The sequence below is a fragment of the Acinetobacter faecalis genome, from assembly GCF_034187745.1.
Classification (GTDB): domain Bacteria; phylum Pseudomonadota; class Gammaproteobacteria; order Pseudomonadales; family Moraxellaceae; genus Acinetobacter; species Acinetobacter faecalis.
This window is the reverse complement of record NZ_JAXHPF010000003.1, coordinates 182,040-204,211: the sequence shown is the minus strand read 5'-3', so window position 1 is coordinate 204,211 and position 22,172 is coordinate 182,040. Positions and strand designations below refer to the sequence as shown.

General features: G+C 38.0%; 30 protein-coding genes and 1 pseudogene. 20 read left to right on the top strand and 11 right to left on the bottom strand.

The genetic code is table 11. The features are described 5' to 3' along the window. The first annotated feature begins 127 nt into the window (after positions 1-127). Complete coding sequence (locus SKM54_RS04670) at positions 128-838, top strand: SGNH/GDSL hydrolase family protein (RefSeq protein ID WP_321094461.1); 711 nt, start codon at positions 128-130, stop codon at positions 836-838. A gap of 38 nt (positions 839-876) precedes the next feature. Next, positions 877-1,026: pseudogene (locus SKM54_RS04665) on the top strand (uracil-DNA glycosylase family protein); the annotation flags it as partial. 126 nt (positions 1,027-1,152) lie between these two features. Here SKM54_RS04665 and SKM54_RS04660 read toward each other — a convergent pair. The 11 genes from SKM54_RS04660 to SKM54_RS04610 form a co-directional block, all read right to left on the bottom strand. Beyond that, positions 1,153-2,283 (bottom strand): site-specific integrase, encoded by a 1,131-nt coding sequence (locus SKM54_RS04660; protein ID WP_321094459.1) that lies wholly within the window; start codon positions 2,281-2,283, stop codon positions 1,153-1,155. A gap of 2 nt (positions 2,284-2,285) precedes the next feature. Next, complete coding sequence (locus SKM54_RS04655; protein ID WP_321089745.1) at positions 2,286-2,489, bottom strand: hypothetical protein; 204 nt, start codon at positions 2,487-2,489, stop codon at positions 2,286-2,288. 1 nt (position 2,490) lies between these two features. Continuing rightward, on the bottom strand, positions 2,491-2,841 hold the full coding sequence (locus SKM54_RS04650) for a hypothetical protein (protein ID WP_321094457.1): 351 nt from the start codon (positions 2,839-2,841) through the stop codon (positions 2,491-2,493). A gap of 60 nt (positions 2,842-2,901) precedes the next feature. Next, positions 2,902-4,551 (bottom strand): recombinase RecT, encoded by a 1,650-nt coding sequence (locus SKM54_RS04645; RefSeq protein ID WP_321094455.1) that lies wholly within the window; start codon positions 4,549-4,551, stop codon positions 2,902-2,904. A gap of 22 nt (positions 4,552-4,573) precedes the next feature. Then, the gene (locus tag SKM54_RS04640) at positions 4,574-5,452 is read right to left on the bottom strand and encodes a PD-(D/E)XK nuclease-like domain-containing protein (protein WP_321094453.1); all 879 of its coding nucleotides are present in this window, start codon (positions 5,450-5,452) and stop codon (positions 4,574-4,576) included. Then, on the bottom strand, positions 5,449-5,688 hold the full coding sequence (locus SKM54_RS04635; protein ID WP_321094451.1) for a hypothetical protein: 240 nt from the start codon (positions 5,686-5,688) through the stop codon (positions 5,449-5,451). Before SKM54_RS04635 ends, SKM54_RS04640 begins: the two co-directional genes overlap by 4 nt. Further along, entirely contained in the window at positions 5,689-5,940 is a 252-nt protein-coding gene (locus SKM54_RS04630; RefSeq protein WP_321094449.1) for a hypothetical protein, read from the bottom strand. Positions 5,941-6,335: 395 nt separating this feature from the next. Then, positions 6,336-7,280 (bottom strand): hypothetical protein, encoded by a 945-nt coding sequence (locus tag SKM54_RS04625; protein WP_321094447.1) that lies wholly within the window; start codon positions 7,278-7,280, stop codon positions 6,336-6,338. A gap of 243 nt (positions 7,281-7,523) precedes the next feature. Beyond that, positions 7,524-7,739, bottom strand: a complete 216-nt coding sequence (locus tag SKM54_RS04620; RefSeq protein WP_154771552.1) for a KTSC domain-containing protein — start codon at positions 7,737-7,739, stop codon at positions 7,524-7,526. Between the two features lie 74 nt (positions 7,740-7,813). After that, positions 7,814-8,116 carry a hypothetical protein gene (locus SKM54_RS04615; RefSeq protein ID WP_321094445.1) on the bottom strand — a complete coding sequence of 101 codons (303 nt, stop codon included), beginning with the start codon at positions 8,114-8,116 and terminating at the stop codon, positions 7,814-7,816. Between the two features lie 18 nt (positions 8,117-8,134). Beyond that, entirely contained in the window at positions 8,135-8,800 is a 666-nt protein-coding gene (locus SKM54_RS04610) for a LexA family protein (protein WP_321094443.1), read from the bottom strand. 127 nt (positions 8,801-8,927) lie between these two features. Here SKM54_RS04610 and SKM54_RS04605 point away from each other — a divergent pair, with 127 nt between their 5' ends. From SKM54_RS04605 to SKM54_RS04520, 18 genes are all read left to right on the top strand, one after another. Further along, on the top strand, positions 8,928-9,149 hold the full coding sequence (locus SKM54_RS04605; protein ID WP_321089755.1) for a hypothetical protein: 222 nt from the start codon (positions 8,928-8,930) through the stop codon (positions 9,147-9,149). Positions 9,150-9,206: 57 nt separating this feature from the next. After that, the gene (locus SKM54_RS04600) at positions 9,207-9,698 is read left to right on the top strand and encodes a phage regulatory CII family protein (RefSeq protein WP_321094441.1); all 492 of its coding nucleotides are present in this window, start codon (positions 9,207-9,209) and stop codon (positions 9,696-9,698) included. Positions 9,699-9,747: 49 nt separating this feature from the next. Next, positions 9,748-10,632 (top strand): helix-turn-helix domain-containing protein, encoded by an 885-nt coding sequence (locus SKM54_RS04595; RefSeq protein ID WP_321094439.1) that lies wholly within the window; start codon positions 9,748-9,750, stop codon positions 10,630-10,632. Further along, positions 10,629-11,378 (top strand): ATP-binding protein, encoded by a 750-nt coding sequence (locus SKM54_RS04590; RefSeq protein ID WP_321094438.1) that lies wholly within the window; start codon positions 10,629-10,631, stop codon positions 11,376-11,378. The genes SKM54_RS04595 and SKM54_RS04590 overlap by 4 nt, the downstream gene beginning before the upstream one ends. Then, positions 11,375-12,157: a phosphoadenosine phosphosulfate reductase domain-containing protein gene (locus tag SKM54_RS04585; RefSeq protein WP_321094436.1), complete on the top strand. Its 783-nt coding sequence runs from the start codon at positions 11,375-11,377 to the stop codon at positions 12,155-12,157. Before SKM54_RS04590 ends, SKM54_RS04585 begins: the two co-directional genes overlap by 4 nt. Further along, positions 12,154-12,399: a hypothetical protein gene (locus SKM54_RS04580; protein ID WP_321094434.1), complete on the top strand. Its 246-nt coding sequence runs from the start codon at positions 12,154-12,156 to the stop codon at positions 12,397-12,399. The genes SKM54_RS04585 and SKM54_RS04580 overlap by 4 nt, the downstream gene beginning before the upstream one ends. 135 nt (positions 12,400-12,534) lie before the next feature. Beyond that, a complete protein-coding gene (locus SKM54_RS04575) occupies positions 12,535-12,930 on the top strand; it encodes a DUF559 domain-containing protein (protein WP_321094432.1) in 396 nt (131 codons plus the stop codon). Between the two features lie 2 nt (positions 12,931-12,932). Further along, positions 12,933-13,421, top strand: coding sequence for a hypothetical protein (locus SKM54_RS04570; RefSeq protein WP_321089761.1), 489 nt, complete (start codon positions 12,933-12,935; stop codon positions 13,419-13,421). Positions 13,422-13,601: 180 nt separating this feature from the next. Next, positions 13,602-14,069, top strand: a complete 468-nt coding sequence (locus SKM54_RS04565; protein ID WP_321094430.1) for a hypothetical protein — start codon at positions 13,602-13,604, stop codon at positions 14,067-14,069. Between the two features lie 119 nt (positions 14,070-14,188). After that, positions 14,189-14,362 (top strand): hypothetical protein, encoded by a 174-nt coding sequence (locus SKM54_RS04560; RefSeq protein WP_321094428.1) that lies wholly within the window; start codon positions 14,189-14,191, stop codon positions 14,360-14,362. Positions 14,363-14,983: 621 nt separating this feature from the next. Next, complete coding sequence (locus SKM54_RS04555; RefSeq protein ID WP_321094426.1) at positions 14,984-15,412, top strand: hypothetical protein; 429 nt, start codon at positions 14,984-14,986, stop codon at positions 15,410-15,412. Then, positions 15,381-16,022: a putative metallopeptidase gene (locus tag SKM54_RS04550; RefSeq protein WP_321094424.1), complete on the top strand. Its 642-nt coding sequence runs from the start codon at positions 15,381-15,383 to the stop codon at positions 16,020-16,022. Before SKM54_RS04555 ends, SKM54_RS04550 begins: the two co-directional genes overlap by 32 nt. Positions 16,023-16,080: 58 nt before the next feature. Then, positions 16,081-16,572: a DUF2280 domain-containing protein gene (locus SKM54_RS04545; protein WP_321092426.1), complete on the top strand. Its 492-nt coding sequence runs from the start codon at positions 16,081-16,083 to the stop codon at positions 16,570-16,572. Further along, a complete protein-coding gene (locus SKM54_RS04540; RefSeq protein ID WP_321094423.1) occupies positions 16,569-18,227 on the top strand; it encodes a terminase in 1,659 nt (552 codons plus the stop codon). The genes SKM54_RS04545 and SKM54_RS04540 overlap by 4 nt, the downstream gene beginning before the upstream one ends. A 12-nt stretch (positions 18,228-18,239) precedes the next feature. Then, entirely contained in the window at positions 18,240-19,613 is a 1,374-nt protein-coding gene (locus tag SKM54_RS04535) for a DUF1073 domain-containing protein (protein WP_321094421.1), read from the top strand. Then, entirely contained in the window at positions 19,576-20,310 is a 735-nt protein-coding gene (locus tag SKM54_RS04530) for a phage head morphogenesis protein (RefSeq protein WP_321094418.1), read from the top strand. Before SKM54_RS04535 ends, SKM54_RS04530 begins: the two co-directional genes overlap by 38 nt. A 43-nt stretch (positions 20,311-20,353) precedes the next feature. Further along, positions 20,354-21,679, top strand: coding sequence for a DUF2213 domain-containing protein (locus SKM54_RS04525; RefSeq protein ID WP_321094416.1), 1,326 nt, complete (start codon positions 20,354-20,356; stop codon positions 21,677-21,679). After that, positions 21,679-22,158 (top strand): structural cement protein Gp24, encoded by a 480-nt coding sequence (locus SKM54_RS04520; RefSeq protein WP_321094414.1) that lies wholly within the window; start codon positions 21,679-21,681, stop codon positions 22,156-22,158. The genes SKM54_RS04525 and SKM54_RS04520 overlap by 1 nt, the downstream gene beginning before the upstream one ends. Positions 22,159-22,172: the final 14 nt, after the last annotated feature.

The window sequence follows — 22,172 nt, the reverse complement described above, 5'->3', positions numbered from 1 at the left end:
ACCATTTTTCAAAAAATGCATAAGAATAATCAATTATTTATTCTAATATATTGGCAGTTTAGTCAATGTTGAAAATTTCATTTCAGCATATAATTTTACATATAAAAACTTAGACAAAGATCTCATTATGTTTTTAAAAGCTGCCACTATTGCTTTAATTCCTGCTCTTATTATTCAAGGTAAAAATGTAAAGAAAAACACACCTAGATTACCTGAGCCTGAAGGTTTGCGTGATGGAACGATAGGGCAAGGTAAGAAGCTTTCTATTCTAATTTTAGGAGATTCTGCTGCGGCAGGTGTTGGCGTTGAAGTTCAAGAAGATGCTTTACTTGGTGGAGTACTGTCCGAGCTTCAAAATGATTATGAAATTACATGGAAACTTCATGCAAAATCGGGCGATGGAACATCACAAATTATTCGTGCAACAGAAGAATTACCAAATCAACAATATGATATTGTGCTGACATCTGTAGGTGTGAATGATGTGACTAAGTTAATGTCTGCTGATGTGTGGATTAAAAAACAAGAAAAATTATACAAACTTATTCAAAATAAATTTCAACCAAGTTTAATAATTGCAGCAGGTGTGCCACCAATGAACTTATTTCCAGCTTTACCTAATCCACTAGGCTGGTTATTTGGTCAATATTCAAAAAAAATGAATGAAGCTCTTTCAAAATTTGTAGAAAAAACATCTAATTTAGAGTGGATTGAATACGATATTGCTAAATATCAACATCTAAACTTGACCATGGCATATGATGGCTTTCATCCAAGTAAAGAAATTTATCAAATTTGGGCAAAAGAAGTCGCAGATAAAGTTCGTAAAAGCTTTTAATATAGGGCTAAGCTTATTTAAGACAATAATTTCATAAAATGCAGAATATTGATTTTGAAATTGAAACGCATCCTTTAGCGCCATTTTTGCCAAAAAATGGGAAACTGCTTATGTTAGGCAGTTTTCCTCCACCTAAAACACGTTGGAAAATGGATTTCTATTATCCGAATTATCAAAATGATAGTTATTTAAATAGAGATAAATTACTGATTAATAAGAGATTAAAGGCTAATTTTGATAGTTTTTTAATGAGCAAAAAGAGCCTTTCGAGCCTTTAGAAAACAATAGCTTAGTAATGCATTTTGTGAAAGAAATTAACCTAAATTTGAAAATGGTAAAGTGATTCCAACGTCTACATCGTTCCACATAATTTCATGACCAGCTTCGTAGTGTGCTGTCATTTTTGCAGTGCTATGACCTGCCAATGCTTGAGCACTTTTGCCTGATTTCTTGTGTAAGAAAATAGCAAGCGCACGTATTTCGTGAAAGGTTGGTAATTGGCGTCCTTTTAACTCAGGGTACGGATTGCACGACTGCACTACACGAATATATTCTTCAGATAAGTACATAGGTAAAATCTGAGTGTAATGTTCTTTTTTGTCATTCTTAACCTTGCGCCGTGGCTTTTGATGGATTACAAATGGACTAAGCACACGATCTGTCTTGCATCGATCTAGAACTTTTTGCAGCTCAGTATCAATTTTAATTCTGACGTAACCAGCTCCTTGCATTACTTCAAAATCATCTATTGGGTCATCGGTGGTTTTTTGCTGAGCAATATAAATATAGCCATCACGTATATCAGACCATCTCAGCTTTACGATATCTGAGCGACGTTGAGCTGTGAGCAGGGCAAGATCAATTGCATTTTGCAACCACGATGGTGAATGCTCTCGAATGATTTGCAAACCCTCAACTGTATGGCGTCTACGTTGCTTTGGTACATGACGTTTTAATGTGATACGTGCAGGATTATCAGGGCAAATACCTTTAGCTACAGCCACATCAAAAATATTGCACAACAAACTACGTACTGATTTAGCATTTGATGGCGTGAGAGAATCAAGGCATTCATTGACCATTTTGAGTGTGATTGAATCAATATTCTTACCACCCCAAATTTCGTACAATCGATTTAGTTGTATCTGGTATGTTTGCCGAGTATTAACTGAGATTTCACGACCATCTTTACGTCTTTTTTCAGACATGTACTGTTCTGCAAAATCTTTAAACGAGATATTTGTTCCAAGCACCTTATCAACCAAGCTTTCTTCTTGTATCAACATAGAATTTAACTTTCGTGCAGCTTGAAATGCCTTTTGCTTATCAGTACCCATGGCAAAAAATTTACCTGTGATTGGGTGTCGATAGCGCCAAGACTTTCCATTATCCCTGTAAAGATTCGCAGGCAAATCCTTATTGCCTGCATCTCGTGTTCTTGCCATATTTAACCCTGTAAGACTCTATCAACTAGGTCATCACCAGTTTGACTCTGATAAGTGTGCCAATCTATGTACCATAATTTACCTTTTTGTACAGCAGGCAGTAACCCTTTGCGACAATTACGTGTGATTGTTTGAGGAAAAGGAGGTGTACCATCTTCACCATACACACGCTTGATAAATTCTGAAACTTTAATTAGACAAGCCATATCAACTAACCTCCTTCAAGCTTTTAACCACATCTCCAGGTAACCCGAAAACATTTTTAAAAGCCTTATCAAACTCACCACTGGCAATGAAATCATCAATGTCATTTTTAGGCTTTTCATGCTTAGCGATATAGTTAGCCATAACTGCATAAAGCGGATGCACAATAGATTCTTCTATTAAAATGTCACATCCATTAGCGTGATGGATGATCTTAAAATCAATTTTTGCATCACCTAAAACCAATATAAAATGCTTACGTTGTTCAATATCCAACTTCAAAACAAACGGCTTATCTTTATGAAGCTCATCAATAACCAAATTCGCTACAGCAATGTTCTTTTGAATATCCATCACACTACCTTTCTATATTTTCAATAGTGGCTGTATGAGAGTACAGCCACGGTTTATCTATTAACCTAAAATCTCAGCTTCACGTTTTTGTGCTGCAATGTTTAAGCGTTGCTTGTCTTTGTCGGATTGTTCTTCGTACATTGGATCGATATATTCGGCATTGATATCGTCTTGATTACGTGCATTTTCGATACGTTCAATTGCTGAATCAATCCACGGTTTTTGAACATCTGCGAACATGTCTTGTTGATTTTCTAAAAAGGTTTTGCGTGCGCCGTAAACTTGTAGAACATCGCTCATATGATCAACAGTAAGCTTTTCTTTGCTATCACGAATGGTTTGAGCTACCACTGTTAATTGATCGATAGTAGGTGAATCAGTGATTTGAATTTTCAAACCATTCGCTACTGCTTGGCTTTTAATATCATCAACGGCATGAACTGATTTTGTTTCCTGCACAGCACTTGCTTTATTAATGTCTTCAATTTTATTTTTAATCGAATTTACTAAATAAGTTTTGTGCGCCGTGGTCAAAACTTCATGACCATCAATCCAGGGAATAATTGTTTCCAAATCTTTTACGTTATTCATGCTTTCAATCTGGTCTAAATATTCTTTACGAATTTCAGTAGATGTCGGTTTTTTTGGTTGTTCAGCTTCGACTGGAGGCGCTTCCTGGTGTTGAGGTTCAGGCTTTTTTGCAGTAGCTACCTCCGCAGCACTTTGAAACTTTTGACCTTGAGCTTTGATAAGTTGCATTAATTGTTTGCGCTCATCTTTATCAGCATGATCCATTGCTTGCTCTTCCATCACATCAAGATGTGCAGGAGATTTAGCTGTTAAAACTCCACGCTTGATCTGCTCGAATGACGGTGCATATTCAATTTCTTGTTCTTGAACGTGTTGAGTAGGTTGCTGTTCATGCTCAATATTTTGAGCCTCATTTTGTGTTGAATATTGGCTATTTTGATCTTCGTTGCTGTTGTCTACATTCACAAAGTCACCATCGATTGTTACACCCTTGCCTGATTCTTGAGCGTGTGAAACATCCATTGCATTCGATAATTCGATTGACTGGGGCATGTATTTAAGAACTTGAAGTAGTGCGACTTTACGAGCGTATGCTTCAAAATGTTTTTTCGAGTAATGATTAGGCTGTAATCCTTTAACTACAGTTTTAACAAAGTGAGCGTGTACTTTTTTAACTGGCCACACTTCAATAATCGGCATTTCAGAATCTTTAACACGGCCAATAGCGTAAACGTGAGTTAGTTTATCGTTATCGAATTCACCGCAAGGTTTATGACGGCAGTAAGGCGCATCACCGAGCATGTAATCAAACTCGTCACCTTCATAGACTGCACCTGTCCACACAGAGGCACGACCGCCTCGCTGTGCTAGATCAACAAGACCTTTCCAACCAGGAATAAAAGTACATGTGCCATTGTAAGGAACTAAATAACCTTGACCATTTACACCAGGTTCTAAACCAAGTTGAGATGCAATAATAATGCTTGAAAAAATAGAGTTAGAAGAACACTTTTGCAGGTTGGGGTTTTGACTAAATGCAGTCAAAGAAAGACGCATCATGCGATCTACTGTTAAATGTTTCGGCAAAGCCATTTCAAGCTGTGATTTGTACTTGTTCATGTACACTTGGAAAGCTTTAGCAGGGCTTTGAGCAGGCATGTTTTGAGTTTGAGCGTTCATAATAAATATTCCTAAAATTTAATTAATTAAAATCGTTTTCTAAAGCTTGTTTTGTCATGTATGACGGTAAGAAGATTTCTTCTAAATCTGTTGAGTAGCCATCCCACTCATCGATCAGCAGGGATTCAGCAAGTAGTGCTTTTGATTTGTTGTAACGTGCATCACCTACACTTAAAAATAAGTCCGATGCTTTGTACTGCTTAACGTTGAATGGGGCAGAGCTTTCAGCAACCAATAAAATGAACGGTGGTTTTTCTTCTGTTTGGTAATATTCTTGAAAGCCTTCACGGTACATAGATGCAGATAGGTCATAACCAAAGTCGCTACATTTTTTAGAAAACGCATGAGGACGTGCATCTGTTGTAGTCTTTAGATCCAAGATCAAACCATTTGGAAATTTTTTACACGGGGCAATATGCCAATCTGGACGAATACGCAAATTCAAACCAAAAATAGGATCAACAAAGAATATACTTGCCTCTGCCATGCCGTAATCGTTCTGCATATCAGCGTAAGAACTTAAAGTTTTTAAGTTTTCAGCTATACGTTGAGCATGAGCAACATCTTCATCTGTTACTGGTAATTTCCCTGCATTGGTAATTTCCCAAGCTTCTACTTCTGCTTTACCTTCTTTAGAGCGACGATTGAACTTGGGTGCAATAGCAAACTCATGCTCAAACTGTTCAGGCTCTAAAAACATTGTGTGAACCAGAGTGCCGAAACTCATAGCTGTTGAAGCTTCTTTTTGCGATTCTTTCAAAATATTATTTGAATAGAAGTGAGCACCTGAACGAAGCATGTCTTTTAACTGGCTTGAGCTAAATTCTTCACGAGCGTGGTATTCATCATTGCTCATTTTTTCAATGAGTTGTGCGCTTGGCACTTGAGTAAATGCGTTCATTTGCTTGCCTCATAGATAGCTTTTAATTGGCTTTTACAATCAATAAGATCAGCGCGAAGCTCTCGGAATGCGGAACCAGACATAACAACAACATCGCTTTCTTTCTCACGCTCAGCAATCATTAGATCTGCTTGGCGATAAGCATGCGTCGCAATGTTTTCTTGGTCTTTCATCCAACCATCTGAAATAAGACCTTGCATTGCAGCCATAGCAAATTTATCTCGAAGGTTATCCATTTACTTACCCTCCGCAATTTGAACCATCACTTCTACTTGTTGTGCAGACTCTTTCTCTGCTTGGCTTATAGCAATACAAGCCATTCCAAAGAAAAGGACAAACAGCAAAAGAAAGGCGCAGATATTGCTAAAAATGTTAGCTGTCTTGCCGTGCATTTCTTCGTGTGATGGTTCACGGCGTAAAATTTCAGTCGTTTGACTTTTGTTGTTATCAAACTTAGGCGTTTGACTATGTGATGCGGTTTGATTCATAATTACCTCGTTGAGTAAATAAGCCCATGCCGTCGAAAGTAGTGGGCTTTTTTATTGCTTACGAGATAAATATTAGCATACTAATATTAGTAGTCAATAAGTTTGCTAATATTATTTTAATGTTCTAATTTTTTTATGTTTTAATAGACAAAATAAAACCCACACTGGGTGGGTTGGATTTTTAATAGTTACTTACTTTCTATTGAAGAACACTACAGTTGCGACCATTGCTATAACGTTGGCTACTAGTAGACTTATGAGTGTAATCATAATTAAAAGTAGGTGAAATGTGGATTTTAAGAGTAGTTTAAAAGGTATATTAAATATATATCTTTATTGTTGGTTTTGTATAAAAGAAAACCCACGCAGGGTGGGTTTTTGCTATGCAATCTAGATCATACAATTTCTAAAATTGTAACTTTTGAAGGAATATAACTACGTTTTGTTTTATTAAATTTACTATGCACAAGAATATTAGCTTTAATTTTTCTTTTTCCATGTAATTTATCGGGATTAATTGTGTCTGCTAAATCAAAGTTAACGCGAGCTTCAAAGAGCTCAGGGACTATTCCTGCCCATCCTGAGTTGGTTTTATCCCTGTCACTAGCATAGATGTAGACATCTTGGTTTTTCAGTAATTCTTCTTTTTGCTCTTGCTCGGGTGGCTCGTAGTGCTCTGGCACCTGATTAACATATTTTGAATCAAACGAAACTTGTTTTATGTGGCTATCATCTTGAAGATCAATACTAGAGCTAGGATCATCCTTGGTAGGTTTGGCAAAATTGACTGCATCTTTTGCAACCTGCTTTTGAGGTAACTTTTCCAAAATATTTTGCGTTTCTTCTGGTGATAAAATCATTGTTCCAGAGCCATTCATGATGCCATTATTAATAATTGTTACTGGAGCTGGTGTAGGTTGGGAAGAATTTTTGGTAGCAATTGCATAATTAAAACCTGTTGCCACAATGGCACCCATGCTAAAAATAACAATATTATTCATAGTTTTGCTATCCGAAACCACATCTTTAATTAGCTGCTTAGCATCATCTACCAACTTTTCACCACGTTCGTATTTTGCATCACCTAATACCTGACGTAGAATAACTTTAATATCTAGACTACCACTTTCCAAGTGATTGATAAACACTTGTGAGTCATAAACCTTGATACCAGGATAAGCTGCTTCTACAAATTTAGGAGTCTTGTGTAGTATGCTCTCAATTGATTTCAAGGCATCAATAATTTTAGGAATTGGCACAATATTTTTAGTGGAGTAATAAACTGTAAATTCTGTCTCCATTATTACTTCATTTGCGTCTAGAGTTATAGTAGCTTGCATATTTCCCCCTCCCGATCCAAAGAACTGCGTCGGGTTCGCAGCATATTATTTTTTGAATAAAACCCCACAAAGTAGGGCATCACCATCTTTCTCAAATAGACCAATTACAAGATCATCGAAGCCCAAAGAATAGCCACTACCATGAGAAGCAGTGCTAGCTTCATGTAATCAAATTTATTCATTTTCCCCATGTTTTTATTAATCCTTAATCCCAATATGTAATGCATTAGGTTTACAGTTTAATTATCCAAAAAGCTGAATTCTTTTAAATTTCTTATTCGCTTCAATATGACTTCTATAAAATTTATCTCTGTCTGCTGAATCAATAAATTCTTTGAATGTACTTGCCTCAAGAAGTCGATAAATAAACCTTTCGCCTGTTCTAAGCACCACCGTTAATAAAAAGTTTTGGTAAGCCACATGGCTGATATTACGGGAATTTATTTCTAGTGTTTGCATACTTCACTTCTAGTAATTAGCTTTAGATTTAAGAAGTCTAGATCTAAGGGCCTAATTAGGTAGGGCATCCCCAATCAATCCTTAGAATACTTCTCTAAAAAATCATCAATCCATTCTTGTGCTTTCTCAAGATTGGTTATGTCAGTTAGCTTTAGATTTGTACCTTCTGCTTCGTTAAAGCCTTCAATAATAGCTTCAAAGATGTTTAGCTCGCTAATGACCTCTTGCGCCATCTCCTTGGCGTCATAACCCTGTTTAGCTTTCTTAAGTGAAGCTATTTGCTTATCAATTCCTGCACTGATTTTTTCTAAAGCTAATTTAAATTCTTGACGGTTGATCGTTAGTGTAGTTTTGGATTTATTAAGTGTTGCGATCATTATGATTTCACTTCTTGATTATTTTTTAAAACTTCTTACATGCTCAACAATTACACCAATAATTCTAATTTCTTGTTGGGTAGAGCACATTGTTGGAAAGTCTGGATTTAAAGGAACTAATTCAAAGGTTTCTCTGCCATGCTCGTCATATCCAATAGCACGATATTTTTTAAAAGTGGCTTCATGACTACCATTCTGCGCAATCACATAACAACCAGGATAGGGGGCTTTTGCGCCATCAACTACTAACTTGTCACCTGGATTAAATTCAGGCGTCATGCTTAATCCTGAAACTTCAAGAGAGAATACACACTCAGGTTTATTACTTTCATAAGTTGTATAAGACTCACCTTTAGGGTTAATGCCGTCATAACCACACTCATGAAAAATACCTGCTTGTACAAAATCAAGTAATGGAATTTTTCTTAATGTTGGTACGTCAAAACTTACATTGTTGAAGCCATTATCCTGAGATGCGCTTACAAGCATTTCGCCTTCGCCTGTTTGCAACCAATAAGAATCAACATTCAAAAACCTAGCAATTGCAGGCAAGTGTGATGAAGAGGAGACAGCACCTGTCTCAAGCTGACTTAATGCGGATTGAGTAATACCAATAGCATCAACAACATCTTTTTGTGATTTCTTTGCCTTTTTTCTAGCTTCTTTAAGTCGGTCTTTAAGCATTTTTACTACCTCTAAGTGCTTTATTAAGCATATTAGGCAACTAATATTAAATCAAATAAGAATACTTATTGACTAAATATTAGAGTGCTAATATTATTAATGGGTTACTAATATTTTGAGGTGGTTTATGGATACCATTTACCAAGAGCTTGTGGATTACCTTGGCGGACAAGTATCCACTGCAAAAGCTCTAAAGGTTAGTCAATCAAATATCAGTGGCTACATAAATGGGCGTTGGAACATGTCTGAACTTGTAGCCCTGAGAGCTGAGATGGTAACTAAAGGGGAATTTAAAGCTACAGATTTATGTCCAACATTAAAGGGTTTAGTACAACCACTTACTGCTTAAACCAATTATCAATCAGTGATCGCTTTAAATAAACGTGAAATACAGCAAGGATTCACAATGGAAATAAGTAAAGAAACAAAAACAGCTTTACACAAGATGATCAGACTCACTCCTGGTGTTACACCTAAGGATATTTCTGAATTAACAGGGGATTCACACAACACGATTTGCAACTACGCAAATCCAAACATGCCTGATCACTTACCAAGCCTTAAAAAGTTTGAAGCGATGATGATGTACACGCAAAACCCTGCAGTATTAAAAGTTTGGGCACACAAATTAGGTTTTGTTCTTGTACCTGTGGATGTTGATCCAGAGCGTCATCATGAAATGAATATTCTTGAAGCCATGATGCAAACGAATGTTGCAAGCGGAAAGGCTAATCAAAAAGTTTATGAAGTCCTTGAGGACAATATTGTTACTCCACAGGAATACGAAGAAGCGCATCTTATTTTTCAAAGAATTATTGAATGTGCAACTGCTGCGGATAAGGCATTAAGAAAACAAGCAGAAAAATATCTTTCACCAATACAAATAGAAAAAGCCTGATCTCGAACATCAGGCTTTTGGTAATTCAAAACTTTAGAAGGCATTGAATATGAAATCAAATTTAGCACAAGAACAATACAGCTATCAAGCGGAAGTTGTTCGATTTCCAAAACAAGAGCGACAAGCTATGTCGGAGAGTAAATTCAACTACGTGACAGGAATTCGAGCTGTAAAGATGCACTCAACAACTAAACACGTAGCTATCACCTTAGCGACGTATGCGGATTATGAAACGGGTATTTGCTATCCAACTGTACAAACCTTAATGGATGACACAGGACTATCAAATCGTGTTGTTTGTCTACACCTGAAAAAGTTAGAAGAACTTGGTTTTTTGATCTCAAAAAAGGTTAGAGGGTGTAATTCAAAATATAAATTTATTGCTGAAAATATTAAAAAAGCAGTGACTTTAAAGACGGAAGTAGTGACGCAAAGTCACCACTTCAATGAAGATGAAGCAGTGACTTTAAGCACACAAGCAGTGACTTTAATACAAGAAGCAGTGACTTTAAGCACACAAAGCAGTGACGCAGAGTCACACAAACTATTATTAACTACCAATAACAACCAAGAACAACCAGTGTGTGGTCACGCACAAGAATTTTCTAACGAGTGGAATCCAAATCTTGATTCACTGAAAAACATCATTTTCCAATCACGATTTAGCAACCGAGCTGATGAAGTTTTAGCAATGCCCGATTTCAAGTTGCATCTTGGGAATTTCAATGCTTATTGGGAAAACAAGATTGATCTTACTGAAAACCAAAGAACACGAAAGTTTGCAGTTTGGATTATTCAAGAATTTGAAAAGCTTGAGCATAAGAATTCATTTCCTGAAAAACAAACCTCAAGCCGCGATGTAAATCAAAAATGGGGTGAGGTTCAGGAATATGCACCTGCAACAGGTGAAGTTGATTTGGAGGGTTTGATATGAATTCTATGGTGTCAGCTATGAATTTTAATGTTCAACCAACGCAAGAGCTTTGCATTGAGCACAACGAGTTGAAAGTAAATCTATTTGGTCGTGTTGTTTGCAAATCATGTGCGAAAGAATTTTTAAACGAAGTTCATGTGAAGCATGAATCAGAAGTAAATCAATCTGTTCGTGAAAAATACTTTGCAGGAGCAATGCTACCAAGTCGCCATGCACAAAGTGGATTTAGAAATTACCAAGTGAAAAACAATGGTCAGCAGATCGCTTTAACTCAGTGCTCAGCATTCGCAAAAGATATTAGCAACAGCATGAATCGTAATTTGATCATGGTTGGGCGCACAGGAACAGGGAAAACGCATTTGTCATGCGCTGTGGCTAAAAACGTCTTGAGTAGCCGTAAATATGCTCGTTACACCACTTCTGAAGACATGGCGAATGAGATAGCCAATGCTTGGAAAAAAGCCGATGACAGCGAAGCTAGTGCGATTTATCGATTCACTGAATACGATTTATTAATTCTTGATGAATACGGCTTGCATGATCGTCATGAAAACCGTCTGCAGTTGGTGCACAAGGTTTTGTATTCACGTTATGACGCAAAAAAAGCAACGATGCTTATTTCAAATATGACGATTGAAGAACTTAAAAAAGATTTGGGTGATCGTCTTTGGTCTCGTTTTCAGCATGACGGTTTAACGATTGTTGAATGCAATTGGAATGATTCAAGAGTTGGGGGTGGGGTGTGAATGTATATAACAAGATTTTAACCAAACAAGTCCAAACACTCCATTCTGATTTTGTGGTGGTTAGTTATGGCGGAGGAACCAATTCAACAGCTCTATTGATTGAATATGTAAATCGAGGAATGCGTGTTGATTTAATTATGTTTGCTGACACTGGTGCGGAAAAACCACATACATATAAATATGTTGAGTATTTCTCTCGGTGGCTTGAGTCAAAAGGCTATCCAGCAATGAAAGTGGTCAAAGCAAGCAAATCGCTAGAGCAAGATTGTTTGGATCGTAAGGCATTGCCAAGTTTGGCATATGGACTTAAGACATGTAGTCAGCGTTTTAAGATTGCACCACAAGATAAAGCGGTAAATAACACAGTGTTTGTTGCTGGTCGAATTGTCAAAGTTATTGGTTATGACGCAGATGAACCACAACGTGCAAGCGGAACTTATGATGATAAGTTCACAAGAATTTATCCATTAATTGAGTGGGGAATGGGGCGTGATGAGTGTATTCAGTCCATTCAAGATGCTGGCTTGGCTTTACCTGGTAAGTCGGCTTGTTATTTTTGCCCTAATTCGCGCCCAAGTGAAATTAAGTGGCTTGAGAAGTTTCATCCTGAGTTGCTTGAGAGAGCATTGTTTATTGAGGAGCAGGCAGATCTAACAAAAGTTGTTGGGTTGGGTCGCAAGTTCTCTTGGAAGTCGATTCACCAGCAAGAAGATGCATTTATGGCTGAGTACACAAATTTTGACATTCCGTGTGGTTGTTACGATGGAGTCGCATCATGAAGAAGCAACACAGTGCCGTAAAGCAAACAGAAAAAATTGTACATGTTTTAAAAAATGCGATTCAAAGCAAAGGGCGATTTAGCACGATGGATATTGCTGAATGGACAGGGTTATCAAGATTTTCTGCAAACGTGATTTCAAGACAGTTAGTTAAAGAAGGCTACTTAATTTCAGATGGATGCAAGCCATTGGGATTTAAAGCGACAGACAAAGCGAAACAATTATTTTGGGTGGCTGTATGAATAAACAAACTCTTTTCGCATTGTTTAAAGGGGTCAACATCAAAAAACATCGATCTATACACAAAGCTTGGTGCTCTATGAATGGATCCAAGAGTGAGTTTAGTGCTCATTTTAATTGTGAGTGTCGGGGTGTGAATGACATCAATCTCACTCGCTGAGTACAAGAAGCTATACGGGAATAAGCCTAATTCAAAACTTCCGAAGCATGGCGTGAAGAAACAGAGCAAGGGTGAGCAAACACTAGGGATGCAATTAAAAGCGCTGAAAATCGCATTTAAGAGCGAATTTAGATTTCACCCGACAAGAAAATGGAGAGCTGATTTTCATATTGAAGGTACAAAGTTGTTAGTTGAGGTTGAAGGGGGTATCTGGTCAGGTGGTCGTCATACAAGGGGTAAGGGCTACTTGGGGGATATGGATAAATACAACACAGCAACAGCAATGGGTTATCAGGTATTTAGATTTAGCACTGAACAAGTAACAAGTGGTTTTGCGATTAAACAAATTGAAGAATTGGTAAAAGGGGAGTAGGGATGAATATGGCTGTTACGATTACAAGTGCTGTGGATTGGTCGAAGTATGATTTAGAAGGTTGGTTGTATCAGTTTGGTGCATGGATGAATTCCGTATCAGGAGTGTGTGGTAAGAGCATTAACCCAATTGCGGTGGCTATGGATAGCGCTGTAATCAAATCAAAAATTGCAAAACTTACAGATGAGCAAAAAAAGGAAATAATTGCAGCGCATTTTCTTGAAGAATCAAAACCAAAACTCACAAAAACCAAAGTGGCGTGTCAGATCAGTGATAATGAAGCTCGTGCGGTACAGCGTTTGATTTTAGATATGCAAGGTCAGAGTGAAATTATGGATGATTGGATGGATGCAATTATTGACCGTTATTTTTATGGTAATAGTTGGTCTCAGATGGTTAATGAGCACCGGTCTAAATATGGTGCTGAGCAAGATGTGAAGTGTGGTTTAGCTGTATTACACTCTAGATATAATTTTATTAAATATAAGTGATTAATACTTGACCCTCAGGAAGGAAAAGACTATATTTCTGTTATAGTGGTTCTAAGTGTAAGTAAGTTGCACTGGTTAAATAAAGATAAAGAAAGCTCATCGAACGGTGGGCTTTTTTTGTTGTTTAATTTTTATATAATTGTACAATTCATGCTCTTAAATTAAAGGGGGTGATGTCATATGAAAAAATTAAATAAAATTATGCTTTGTGGGTTAATGTTTGTTTCAATTGATGTATTCGCTGCTGAAAAATTTAAAACTCTTTCAACCACATTTCATACTGATGATTACGATAATGAGTATCAATCAGATACTTTTAGTTCAATTGCTCCAGTAAGAGTGAATTTTAGTTATGGGATGCATGAACATACGGATGAAATGATGCTTATCACAATCAAGCAGTCAGAATCCGCAATCCCTTTATTAAAGGGTTTAACGGTTGAATATTCTGGTAGTGGTAAAGATATGCATAATGATTTTAAAATCCCATTGAAACCAGCTGAAATAAATTGCTTTTATGAAGGTAGTGCAGTGGTTGATTTTGGGCTAATTTCGGTTTTATCCCCATTATTGCCAGGTGAATTAACAGCATCAGCAAACATTAAGCGCGTATATACCAGCACTCCTCCAAAGTTGGGGTGTAGATAAATTTAAGCCCTCACTACCAAACTAATGTTTGGTAGTCCTAGCCGAAGAATTACGGCATATGAAGCCCTGTTGAATACTAGTTATTTACAGGGCTTTTTCTTTTCTAATTGGTGGTATCCATGACAGATCGTGTACAAGCTAAAAAGGATTTACAGTTCTGTTGTGATGAACTGAGTAAATATCAAAATTTAAGTCGAACTGGTTTAAGGCATAGCGAGCTAATTGCAATTGATAGTGTGATGATTCGCTTAAAAGAACGTATTGTTAATTTACGCTCGGTTTTGTATGCGTAATGATTTGATGTGTGGTTGGAAAATAATAAATGAAGCTGGCTCTTTATCAAGACCAGCTTCATAAAATTATAGAACAATTGAGTTATGGAATTACATCAATGAATGTAATAATATTAATACAACTCTAAAAGGTGAGTATTCATTTAAATGGATACTTGCAAACAAGAAAGCAACTTTAAGAGTGAGATCAAGTTCATTTGGGAGGTGTCTCGAAACTATTCCCAAAAGTTCTTGATCTTTTTTTCGCTCAAAATTCAATTCTAGCTGCCATTTAAAAGATATCTTCATTCATTTACTCCATTTTTGTTTGGTAAATAGCGATAGGTGTTATTCATAATATTTCCCTCTATAGAAGTTTAACTTATATGTAACTTGGAAATTTGATCTTAATCTAGATTAGCATGCAGAGCAAACTTTAATAAAAAGAATAAATACGGCTAAGTTATTGATTTTTAATATAGTATATTAAATTTTAACCTATTGATTTTGCAATACAAACAGTTATGACATGCTAAATATTTTTGTATTTAGAGCTAATTAACTCCAAATTTGGGCGTTTTATTTTTACATAAAGTTACAAATAAACTGACATTACAGGGTTTGTTTAATGAGTTTTAATATATGGATGAAAAACAATACTTTTCAGCAACTCGAAAAAAGCCCATTAAAACCAAACCAAGCACAAGACCATTACCAAAAGCCAGTGAAAAATACTTAGAAGCTTTTGAACGATTCAAAGAAATTCTAGATCGTATGGAAATTAAGTACGAAGAATATTTTCACTTCAAAACAACAAAGCATTGGCGTTTCGATTTTCATTTAATTGGGTATCAATATTTAATTGAAATAGCGAGTGGTCCATGGTCAGGTGGTCGTAGAGGTAAACTTGCAACCAAGGCTTGGAGCTTAGATCGTTATGATCATGCTGAAGAAATGGGGTATCGATATATTCGTTTTGAATGTGCAGATATTAATTTGGGGCGAGCAACTGTTTGGCTTAGAAAATTAAAGGCATCACATGGAACAGATCAGACCATTTCCACCGACTGACTTAATTGATAAAGCTGAAGAACAAGAAGCAATTCTACTTGCGCCTGCTATAGATCTAAAAGAATGGGTAATTAAAAACTTTCTAACTTTAGGTGGTGAGCTTCACAACCCTGATCATGACCATATTGCAGAGCTATTGCATGATGATGAAACCTTTTTAGCATTCGCCTGGGCATCATCTGCTGCAGTAGCTAAAAAGCGCATGGTGTTAGGTCAATGTGAAAAGGTGATGTTCAATCAAGGTGGATGGAAAAAAGCACGACAAGAACAACAAATGCGAGATTGGTTTGGTTTTGTACCTGTTTACTTAATTACGATTGATGCAAGTTATTGTGAAAATACAACAGACCGTGAATTTTGCCGACTAATTGAGCATGAGCTGTATCACATAGGTGTAGAGCGTGATGAAGATGGCGAAATCATTTATAGCGACCATACAGGCTTACCTAAACATTATTTAGCAGGTCACGATGTTGAAGTGTTCTTTGGTGAAACAAAACGATGGGGTGCAGATGAGTCAGTTAAACGACTTGTTGAAATTGCAAAGTCTGCGCCGTTTGTATCAGAAACAAGTATTGCGTCGTGTTGTGGAACGTGTGTGATTAATTGAGCCTAGAGGCTCTTTTTTTTGCCTATCTTGCTATACGTAGCTATACAAAGAGGTGTTTATGGCAGCACTAAAAGAGCCTGTAAAAATGTTTATAGTTCAGTCTCTTGCATGCTTTGAAACCCCTCAACAAGTAGTAGAAGCTGTAAAGCAAGATTATAAGATTGAAATTACACGGCAACAGGTAGCACTTTACGACCCAACTAAAGTTGCAGGTCGTAATTTAAGTAAAAAATTAAAAGACTTATTTGAGCAAACTCGTAAAGACTTTCGAGAAAATGTTGAAGATATTGCGATTGCCAATAAAGCTTTTCGGCTTCGTGAACTTCAAAAAATGTATGACGATTCAGGTCGAAATAAACGTGCGAAACAAAATCTACTCAAACAAGCATTTCAAGAAACTGATGGTCGTGTGACGAAGCAGGAAATCACAGGTAGGGATGGCGGTCCTATTCAACAGGAAGTTAAGGAAACACCTAAATACACACCTGAAGAACTCGCAGGGCTCACAGCACAAGAACTTTCAAGACTTTGTATTAATGGCAAGCTATGACGTATGCACTTGATGAAATCGCACCACTAATAAAAGAATGGACAATTAACACAAGGTTACCTGAAGTTATTTCAGAGATGACTAGACGCTATTACTACAAAGCCCTAATAGAACAAAACCAACTCAGTATTGAAGCTGAGATTTATAGATGTAAGAACGATCCAGCACATTGGTTCAATCATTGGATATGGACTTATGATCCACGAGGTATGCCATTTGGTATGCCTGCAAATATTCCCTTTGTATTGCGACCTAAGCAAGTTGAATTGGTAGATTGGCTGTTAGAGCGTGAGAATACTCAAACACATGGCTTGATTGAAAAGAGCCGTGATGAAGGTATGTCATACGTTGTGCTTGGCTTTTATTTGCACCGGTGGTTGTTTGTAGAAGGCTTTGCAGGTGGTGTTGGTAGTCGTAAAGAGGAACTAGTCGATAAGAAAGGTGATCCAAAAACTTTACTTCACAAGTTTCGTGATATGTATTCAAAAATGCCTAATTGGTTAAAACCCAAAGGCTTTGTTGAGAAAGTTCACGATAACTATATGCGGATTATCAATCCTGATAACGGTGCAACCATCACAGGTGAAGCAGGTGACAATATTGGTCGTGGTGGCCGTACAACAATGTACTTTCTTGATGAATGGGCATTTGTGGAGCGTCAAGAAGCTGTAGATGCTGCAATATCACAAAACACTAACGTACACATTAAAGGCTCAACACCTAACGGTATTGGTGATCGATTTCACCAAGATCGTTTTAGCGGTCGTTATGCTGTTTTTACTATGCCTTGGCGCGATAACCCTGATAAGAACTGGCAAATTGAAATACGTGGGAAGTTAATTTATCCGTGGTATGAAAAACAACTTGCTACGCTTGACGATGTGGTTATTGCTCAAGAAGTCGATATCAACTATGCCGCATCGGTTGAAGGCGTATTAATTCCGTCGGCATGGGTGGAAGCTTCGATTGATTCTCACATTAAGCTCAATATTGAACCGAGTGGTGATCGTATTGGTGCGCTCGATGTTGCAGATGAGGGTAAAGATAAAAACTCTTTCGCTGGTCGTCATGGCATTGTTTTGCAGTATCTAGAATCATGGTCTGGCAAAGGTGATGACATCTTTGGTACCACACAAAAAACGATGGACCTTTGTATTCAAGATGATTATGGCTTGTGCTATTACGACTCAGATGGCTTAGGCGCAGGCGTACGTGGTGATGCTCGTGTGATTAATGAAAGACAGCGTGAAATTGGTGGTGTTGAAATCAGTGTTGAGCCATTTCGTGGTTCTGCTTCAGTTCATGATCCTGATGGTGAAATGGTTGAGGAAAGAAAGAATAAAGACTTCTTTGCAAATCTTAAGGCTCAATCATGGTGGTCTTTAAGGATTAGGTTCCAAAATACTTATAGAGCATCAAAGGGTATGGAGTACGATCCCGACAACCTAATCTCATTATCAACTGTTGATCTAGATCCAAAAGAATTAGCACTGCTTAAAACGGAATTGTCACAACCAACATACACAAAAAATGGTGTAGGTAAGATTTTAGTCAATAAACAACCTGACGGAGCTTGCTCTCCAAACAGAGCTGACAGCGTGATGATCTGCTTTAACCCAGCAATAGCAAATATTGCGATATGGGATAAGCTCTAACCGAGATAAGAAATGAAACTTTTAAAAAACTTTACCGCAGATAGTTTTCAAAACTTTGCTGCGCGACTCGGCTTGGGTGCAGGAAGTCAGCACGACCAATCAACTTATGGTTTTGATTTCCTTAGCCGAGATCGTTTAAAACTTGAAGCAATGTATAGATCGTCATGGATCGTCGGTCAGGTCGTTGATGTTGTTGCGGAGGATATGACACGCGAGGGCATTAACATCCGTGGTCTGGATGATCCTGAAGATGCAAATAAGATTCAGCAAAAGCTTGATGATCTGGAAATTTGGAATGAATTAACCAATGCTATTAAGTGGGGTCGCTTATATGGTGGTGCAATCGCTGTCATGTTGATTGATGGCCAAGATGTAAGTACACCACTTGATATAGGTACAGTGGGTAAAGATCAATTCAAAGGCCTTATGGTGTTAGACCGTTGGCTTGTATTACCGACACTTCAAGATTTAGTTACTGAGTACGGTCCTGATTTTGGTAAGCCTAAATATTACGATGTGATTGCAGACTCGTTAGGTTTGTCAAATCAGAAGATTCATTATTCTCGCGTAATTCGCTTTGATGGTGTGGACTTACCTTATTGGCAACGTGTTGCTGAAAACCTTTGGGGGCAGTCAGTCATCGAACGCATGATTGATCGCTTAACAGCATTTGATAGTACGACCATGGGTGTTGCTCAATTAGTTTATAAGGCTCACTTGCGTACATACAAAGTGAAAGGTTTACGAGCAATTATTGCTGCAGGTGGTAAAGCGTTTGAAGGTTTAGTTAAGCAGATTGAGCAAATTCGCTTATGGCAGTCTAATGAGGGCTTGACTCTCATGGATGCTGAGGATGAATTTGCAACGCACTCTTATTCTTTTGCTGGTCTTGATGCTGTTTTATTACAGTTTGGCCAACAACTTTCGGGTGCTTCACAAATTCCTTTAGTTCGCTTATTTGGTCAATCACCATCAGGTATGAATGCTACAGGTGAATCTGATTTAAGCAACTATTACGACAATATCAACCAACAGCAAGAACGTCGTATGCGCTCAGGACTTGGGAAATTGTTGCAGGTTGTTTCATTGTCTGTGCTTGGTAAGGCATTACCCGAATCATTTACGTTTGATTTTGCATCTCTGTGGCAAATGGATGATGTGCAAAAAGCTGATGTTGCAAGCAAAATTACTGATGCAATTTGCAAAGCGGAAGAGCAGGGCTTAATTTCCACTCAATCAGCAATGAAAGAGCTAAAACAGTCGAGTGAAATCACAGGTATTTACTCAAGCATTACAGATGAAGATATTGAATCTGCTGATGATAGTGTTCCGAGACCAGGTGAAGTAAATGAATCAGATCCGCCATACACCGAACCGAGCGCGTAAAGTTGAAAAGAAGTACGGCAGACAACTTAGACAAATCGCAACCTATGTTGATTCAATTATTAAGGGTTTTGATGTAAATGACGAAACGGTTTATCCATCTATAGTGACTGCATTACGAAAGTATGCGGATTCTCTCGATATTTGGGCACGTAACGCTTCATCTAAAATCATTATGGATATCGCTTTACGTGATGAAAAGACATGGCTTGTATATGCACAAGATATATCGGTGGGCATGCGTAAAGAGATTCGAGAGACTGATGTCGGTATGGTTATGCAAAAGCTTATTGCAGAACAAACCAGTCTCATTACATCCTTACCATTAAACGCTGCTCAACGTGTTCAAGACTTGGCAACAAGGGCAGTCATAGAAGGTGGACGAGCTGACGAAATATCGGGCTTGATTATGGCAACAGGTGGTACAACTAAAGCAAAAGCTAATACAATCGCTCGAACCGAGGTATCTAAAGCATCTACCATGTTCACACGAGCAAGAGCGGAAGCACTTGGAAGTAAAGGTTATATTTGGCGTAGTTCAGAAGATAGTGATGTTCGACATGAGCATGATGAGTTAAACGGTCAATATATTCCTTGGGATAAACCACCAATTGCAGATAAGCGTACAGGTACACGTGCACACGCAGGCTGTATTTGGAATTGTCGATGTTATCCCGAACCAGTTATTCCTGAAGAATAGCCACCTTAAAGGTGGTTTTTTATTGCCTATTCGAAGGTGAGTTATGTTTAAGAAGAAAACCAAAGATCGGCAAACTAAAGACCGGTCAAATTTTTACACCGTCGGAAAGCTTGGAAAAACACGTGAAGTAACACCTGAAGGCTACTTGCTTTGCCGTGATGTTCCTTTGGCTTGCACAGGTTCGCTCTTATATGGTGAAGGCGAAGTACCAGTTACAGCTGATGCTGGTTTGATTGTTATCACTCGTGATGATAATGACTTGTTCAGCCCTCAAACAATTGCAAGTTTTGAAGGCAAGCCGATCACAAATGACCATCCTGATGATTGGGTGACACCTGATAATTGGAAAGATTTATCGAAAGGTACTGCACAAAATATTCGTCGTGGTGAGGGTATTGAAGATCACCTCTTAATTGCTGATTTGCTTGTTCAAGACAAAGACGCAATTGAAGCGATTCAAGGTGGAAAAGTACAAATTTCTCTTGGCTATGATGCTGATTACACAGAAGTCAGCAAAGGCAAAGGGACACAGAGCAACATTATTGGTAATCACGTTGCATTAGTAGATAAAGGGCGGTGTGGTTCACGTTGCTCAATTGGAGATAAACAAATGCCTAAAAAGCTAAGTTTTGCGGATCGCATCCGTAATTTGGTAAAAACAAAAGATTCAGATGAAGCTGAGAAATTGGCTAAGGCTGTGGAAGATCAGGAGCCTGATCTTAAAACTGAAGATGACGATGACGATGAAGGCAAAAGCAAAACTGCTGATAGTCAATTCCAAAAAGAAATGCGTCAGTTCATGAAAACAATGGATTCTCGTCTTGAGGCTTTGGAAAAGAAAAAAACCAAAGATTCAGATGATCCTGAAAAGAAAACTGAAGATGATGACGAAGACAGTAAAACAGGCGATGAAGACATTGATCCTGAAAAAACCGAAGACGACATTCTAGAAGCTGAAAAAGCAGGTAAGGTTGACGTAGGCACAACCTACACAGGCGATTCGCTTCAGGATCTACGCTCACGTGTAGAGATTCTTTCACCAGGTCTTAAATTACCAACACTTGATTCAGCATCAAAAGATATTGGTAAGGTTGCGGATACCGCTAAGCGTAATGCTTTGAAATTGGCTTATGCAACTGCTGACGGTGTCAAAACAATTGGTCCTTTTGTTGGTGGCGCTAATGCAAATATTGATGCATTACCTGCTTATACAATTGATGCTGCTTTTATTGGTGCATCGGAACTCATCAAACAACAAAACAACTTGAAAGGTGTTCGTACAGGCGTGACGACACGTGACTTTGGTCGCTCAGCTCCAACACCTGCCGACATTAACGCTAAAAACCAAGCTTTCTGGAGTCAAAAATAATGGGTAATTCATTTTTATATCGCATGCCGTCGGGCATTGCAGGTGATGTATCTCGCAAATCACATTCAACAATTGAAGCGCATCAAACGGGTGTAGGTTTTGCGGGCTTTGGCTTATTCGGCAAATTAGATGCCAATGGTAAGTTTGCACCGCTTGCTTCAGCTGACACAGCAGCAAAAGTTTACGGCTTAATTGTTCGCTCATATCCAACACAAAGCGCTACAAATGCTTTAGGTGTGGCCGTACCTGCTACAGGACTTAACGATGTTTTGCGTCGTGGCTACATGACTGTGAAATGTAACGCAGGCACAGCAAAAGCAGGCAGCACAGTTTACGTCCGTATTGATGCAGCAACTGATACTAAGCCGTTAGGCGGTATTGAAGCTGTGGCGGATGGCGCAAACACCATTGCTGTTGATGCAATCTTTATGCATGCAGCAGACGCGTCGGGCAATGTAGAAATCTCTTACAACATTTAAAAATTAAATTGATG

Coding starts and splice junctions, on each gene's coding strand:
- SKM54_RS04670 (WP_321094461.1), top strand. CDS start 128: ATGTTTTTAAAAGCTGCCACTATTGCTTTAATTCCTGCTCTTATTATT.
- SKM54_RS04660 (WP_321094459.1), bottom strand. CDS start 2,283: ATGGCAAGAACACGAGATGCAGGCAATAAGGATTTGCCTGCGAATCTT.
- SKM54_RS04655 (WP_321089745.1), bottom strand. CDS start 2,489: ATGGCTTGTCTAATTAAAGTTTCAGAATTTATCAAGCGTGTGTATGGT.
- SKM54_RS04650 (WP_321094457.1), bottom strand. CDS start 2,841: ATGGATATTCAAAAGAACATTGCTGTAGCGAATTTGGTTATTGATGAG.
- SKM54_RS04645 (WP_321094455.1), bottom strand. CDS start 4,551: ATGAACGCTCAAACTCAAAACATGCCTGCTCAAAGCCCTGCTAAAGCT.
- SKM54_RS04640 (WP_321094453.1), bottom strand. CDS start 5,452: ATGAACGCATTTACTCAAGTGCCAAGCGCACAACTCATTGAAAAAATG.
- SKM54_RS04635 (WP_321094451.1), bottom strand. CDS start 5,688: ATGGATAACCTTCGAGATAAATTTGCTATGGCTGCAATGCAAGGTCTT.
- SKM54_RS04630 (WP_321094449.1), bottom strand. CDS start 5,940: ATGAATCAAACCGCATCACATAGTCAAACGCCTAAGTTTGATAACAAC.
- SKM54_RS04625 (WP_321094447.1), bottom strand. CDS start 7,280: ATGCAAGCTACTATAACTCTAGACGCAAATGAAGTAATAATGGAGACA.
- SKM54_RS04620 (WP_154771552.1), bottom strand. CDS start 7,739: ATGCAAACACTAGAAATAAATTCCCGTAATATCAGCCATGTGGCTTAC.
- SKM54_RS04615 (WP_321094445.1), bottom strand. CDS start 8,116: ATGATCGCAACACTTAATAAATCCAAAACTACACTAACGATCAACCGT.
- SKM54_RS04610 (WP_321094443.1), bottom strand. CDS start 8,800: ATGCTTAAAGACCGACTTAAAGAAGCTAGAAAAAAGGCAAAGAAATCA.
- SKM54_RS04605 (WP_321089755.1), top strand. CDS start 8,928: ATGGATACCATTTACCAAGAGCTTGTGGATTACCTTGGCGGACAAGTA.
- SKM54_RS04600 (WP_321094441.1), top strand. CDS start 9,207: ATGGAAATAAGTAAAGAAACAAAAACAGCTTTACACAAGATGATCAGA.
- SKM54_RS04595 (WP_321094439.1), top strand. CDS start 9,748: ATGAAATCAAATTTAGCACAAGAACAATACAGCTATCAAGCGGAAGTT.
- SKM54_RS04590 (WP_321094438.1), top strand. CDS start 10,629: ATGAATTCTATGGTGTCAGCTATGAATTTTAATGTTCAACCAACGCAA.
- SKM54_RS04580 (WP_321094434.1), top strand. CDS start 12,154: ATGAAGAAGCAACACAGTGCCGTAAAGCAAACAGAAAAAATTGTACAT.
- SKM54_RS04575 (WP_321094432.1), top strand. CDS start 12,535: ATGACATCAATCTCACTCGCTGAGTACAAGAAGCTATACGGGAATAAG.
- SKM54_RS04570 (WP_321089761.1), top strand. CDS start 12,933: ATGAATATGGCTGTTACGATTACAAGTGCTGTGGATTGGTCGAAGTAT.
- SKM54_RS04565 (WP_321094430.1), top strand. CDS start 13,602: ATGAAAAAATTAAATAAAATTATGCTTTGTGGGTTAATGTTTGTTTCA.
- SKM54_RS04560 (WP_321094428.1), top strand. CDS start 14,189: ATGACAGATCGTGTACAAGCTAAAAAGGATTTACAGTTCTGTTGTGAT.
- SKM54_RS04555 (WP_321094426.1), top strand. CDS start 14,984: ATGGATGAAAAACAATACTTTTCAGCAACTCGAAAAAAGCCCATTAAA.
- SKM54_RS04550 (WP_321094424.1), top strand. CDS start 15,381: ATGGAACAGATCAGACCATTTCCACCGACTGACTTAATTGATAAAGCT.
- SKM54_RS04545 (WP_321092426.1), top strand. CDS start 16,081: ATGGCAGCACTAAAAGAGCCTGTAAAAATGTTTATAGTTCAGTCTCTT.
- SKM54_RS04540 (WP_321094423.1), top strand. CDS start 16,569: ATGACGTATGCACTTGATGAAATCGCACCACTAATAAAAGAATGGACA.
- SKM54_RS04535 (WP_321094421.1), top strand. CDS start 18,240: ATGAAACTTTTAAAAAACTTTACCGCAGATAGTTTTCAAAACTTTGCT.
- SKM54_RS04530 (WP_321094418.1), top strand. CDS start 19,576: ATGAATCAGATCCGCCATACACCGAACCGAGCGCGTAAAGTTGAAAAG.
- SKM54_RS04525 (WP_321094416.1), top strand. CDS start 20,354: ATGTTTAAGAAGAAAACCAAAGATCGGCAAACTAAAGACCGGTCAAAT.
- SKM54_RS04520 (WP_321094414.1), top strand. CDS start 21,679: ATGGGTAATTCATTTTTATATCGCATGCCGTCGGGCATTGCAGGTGAT.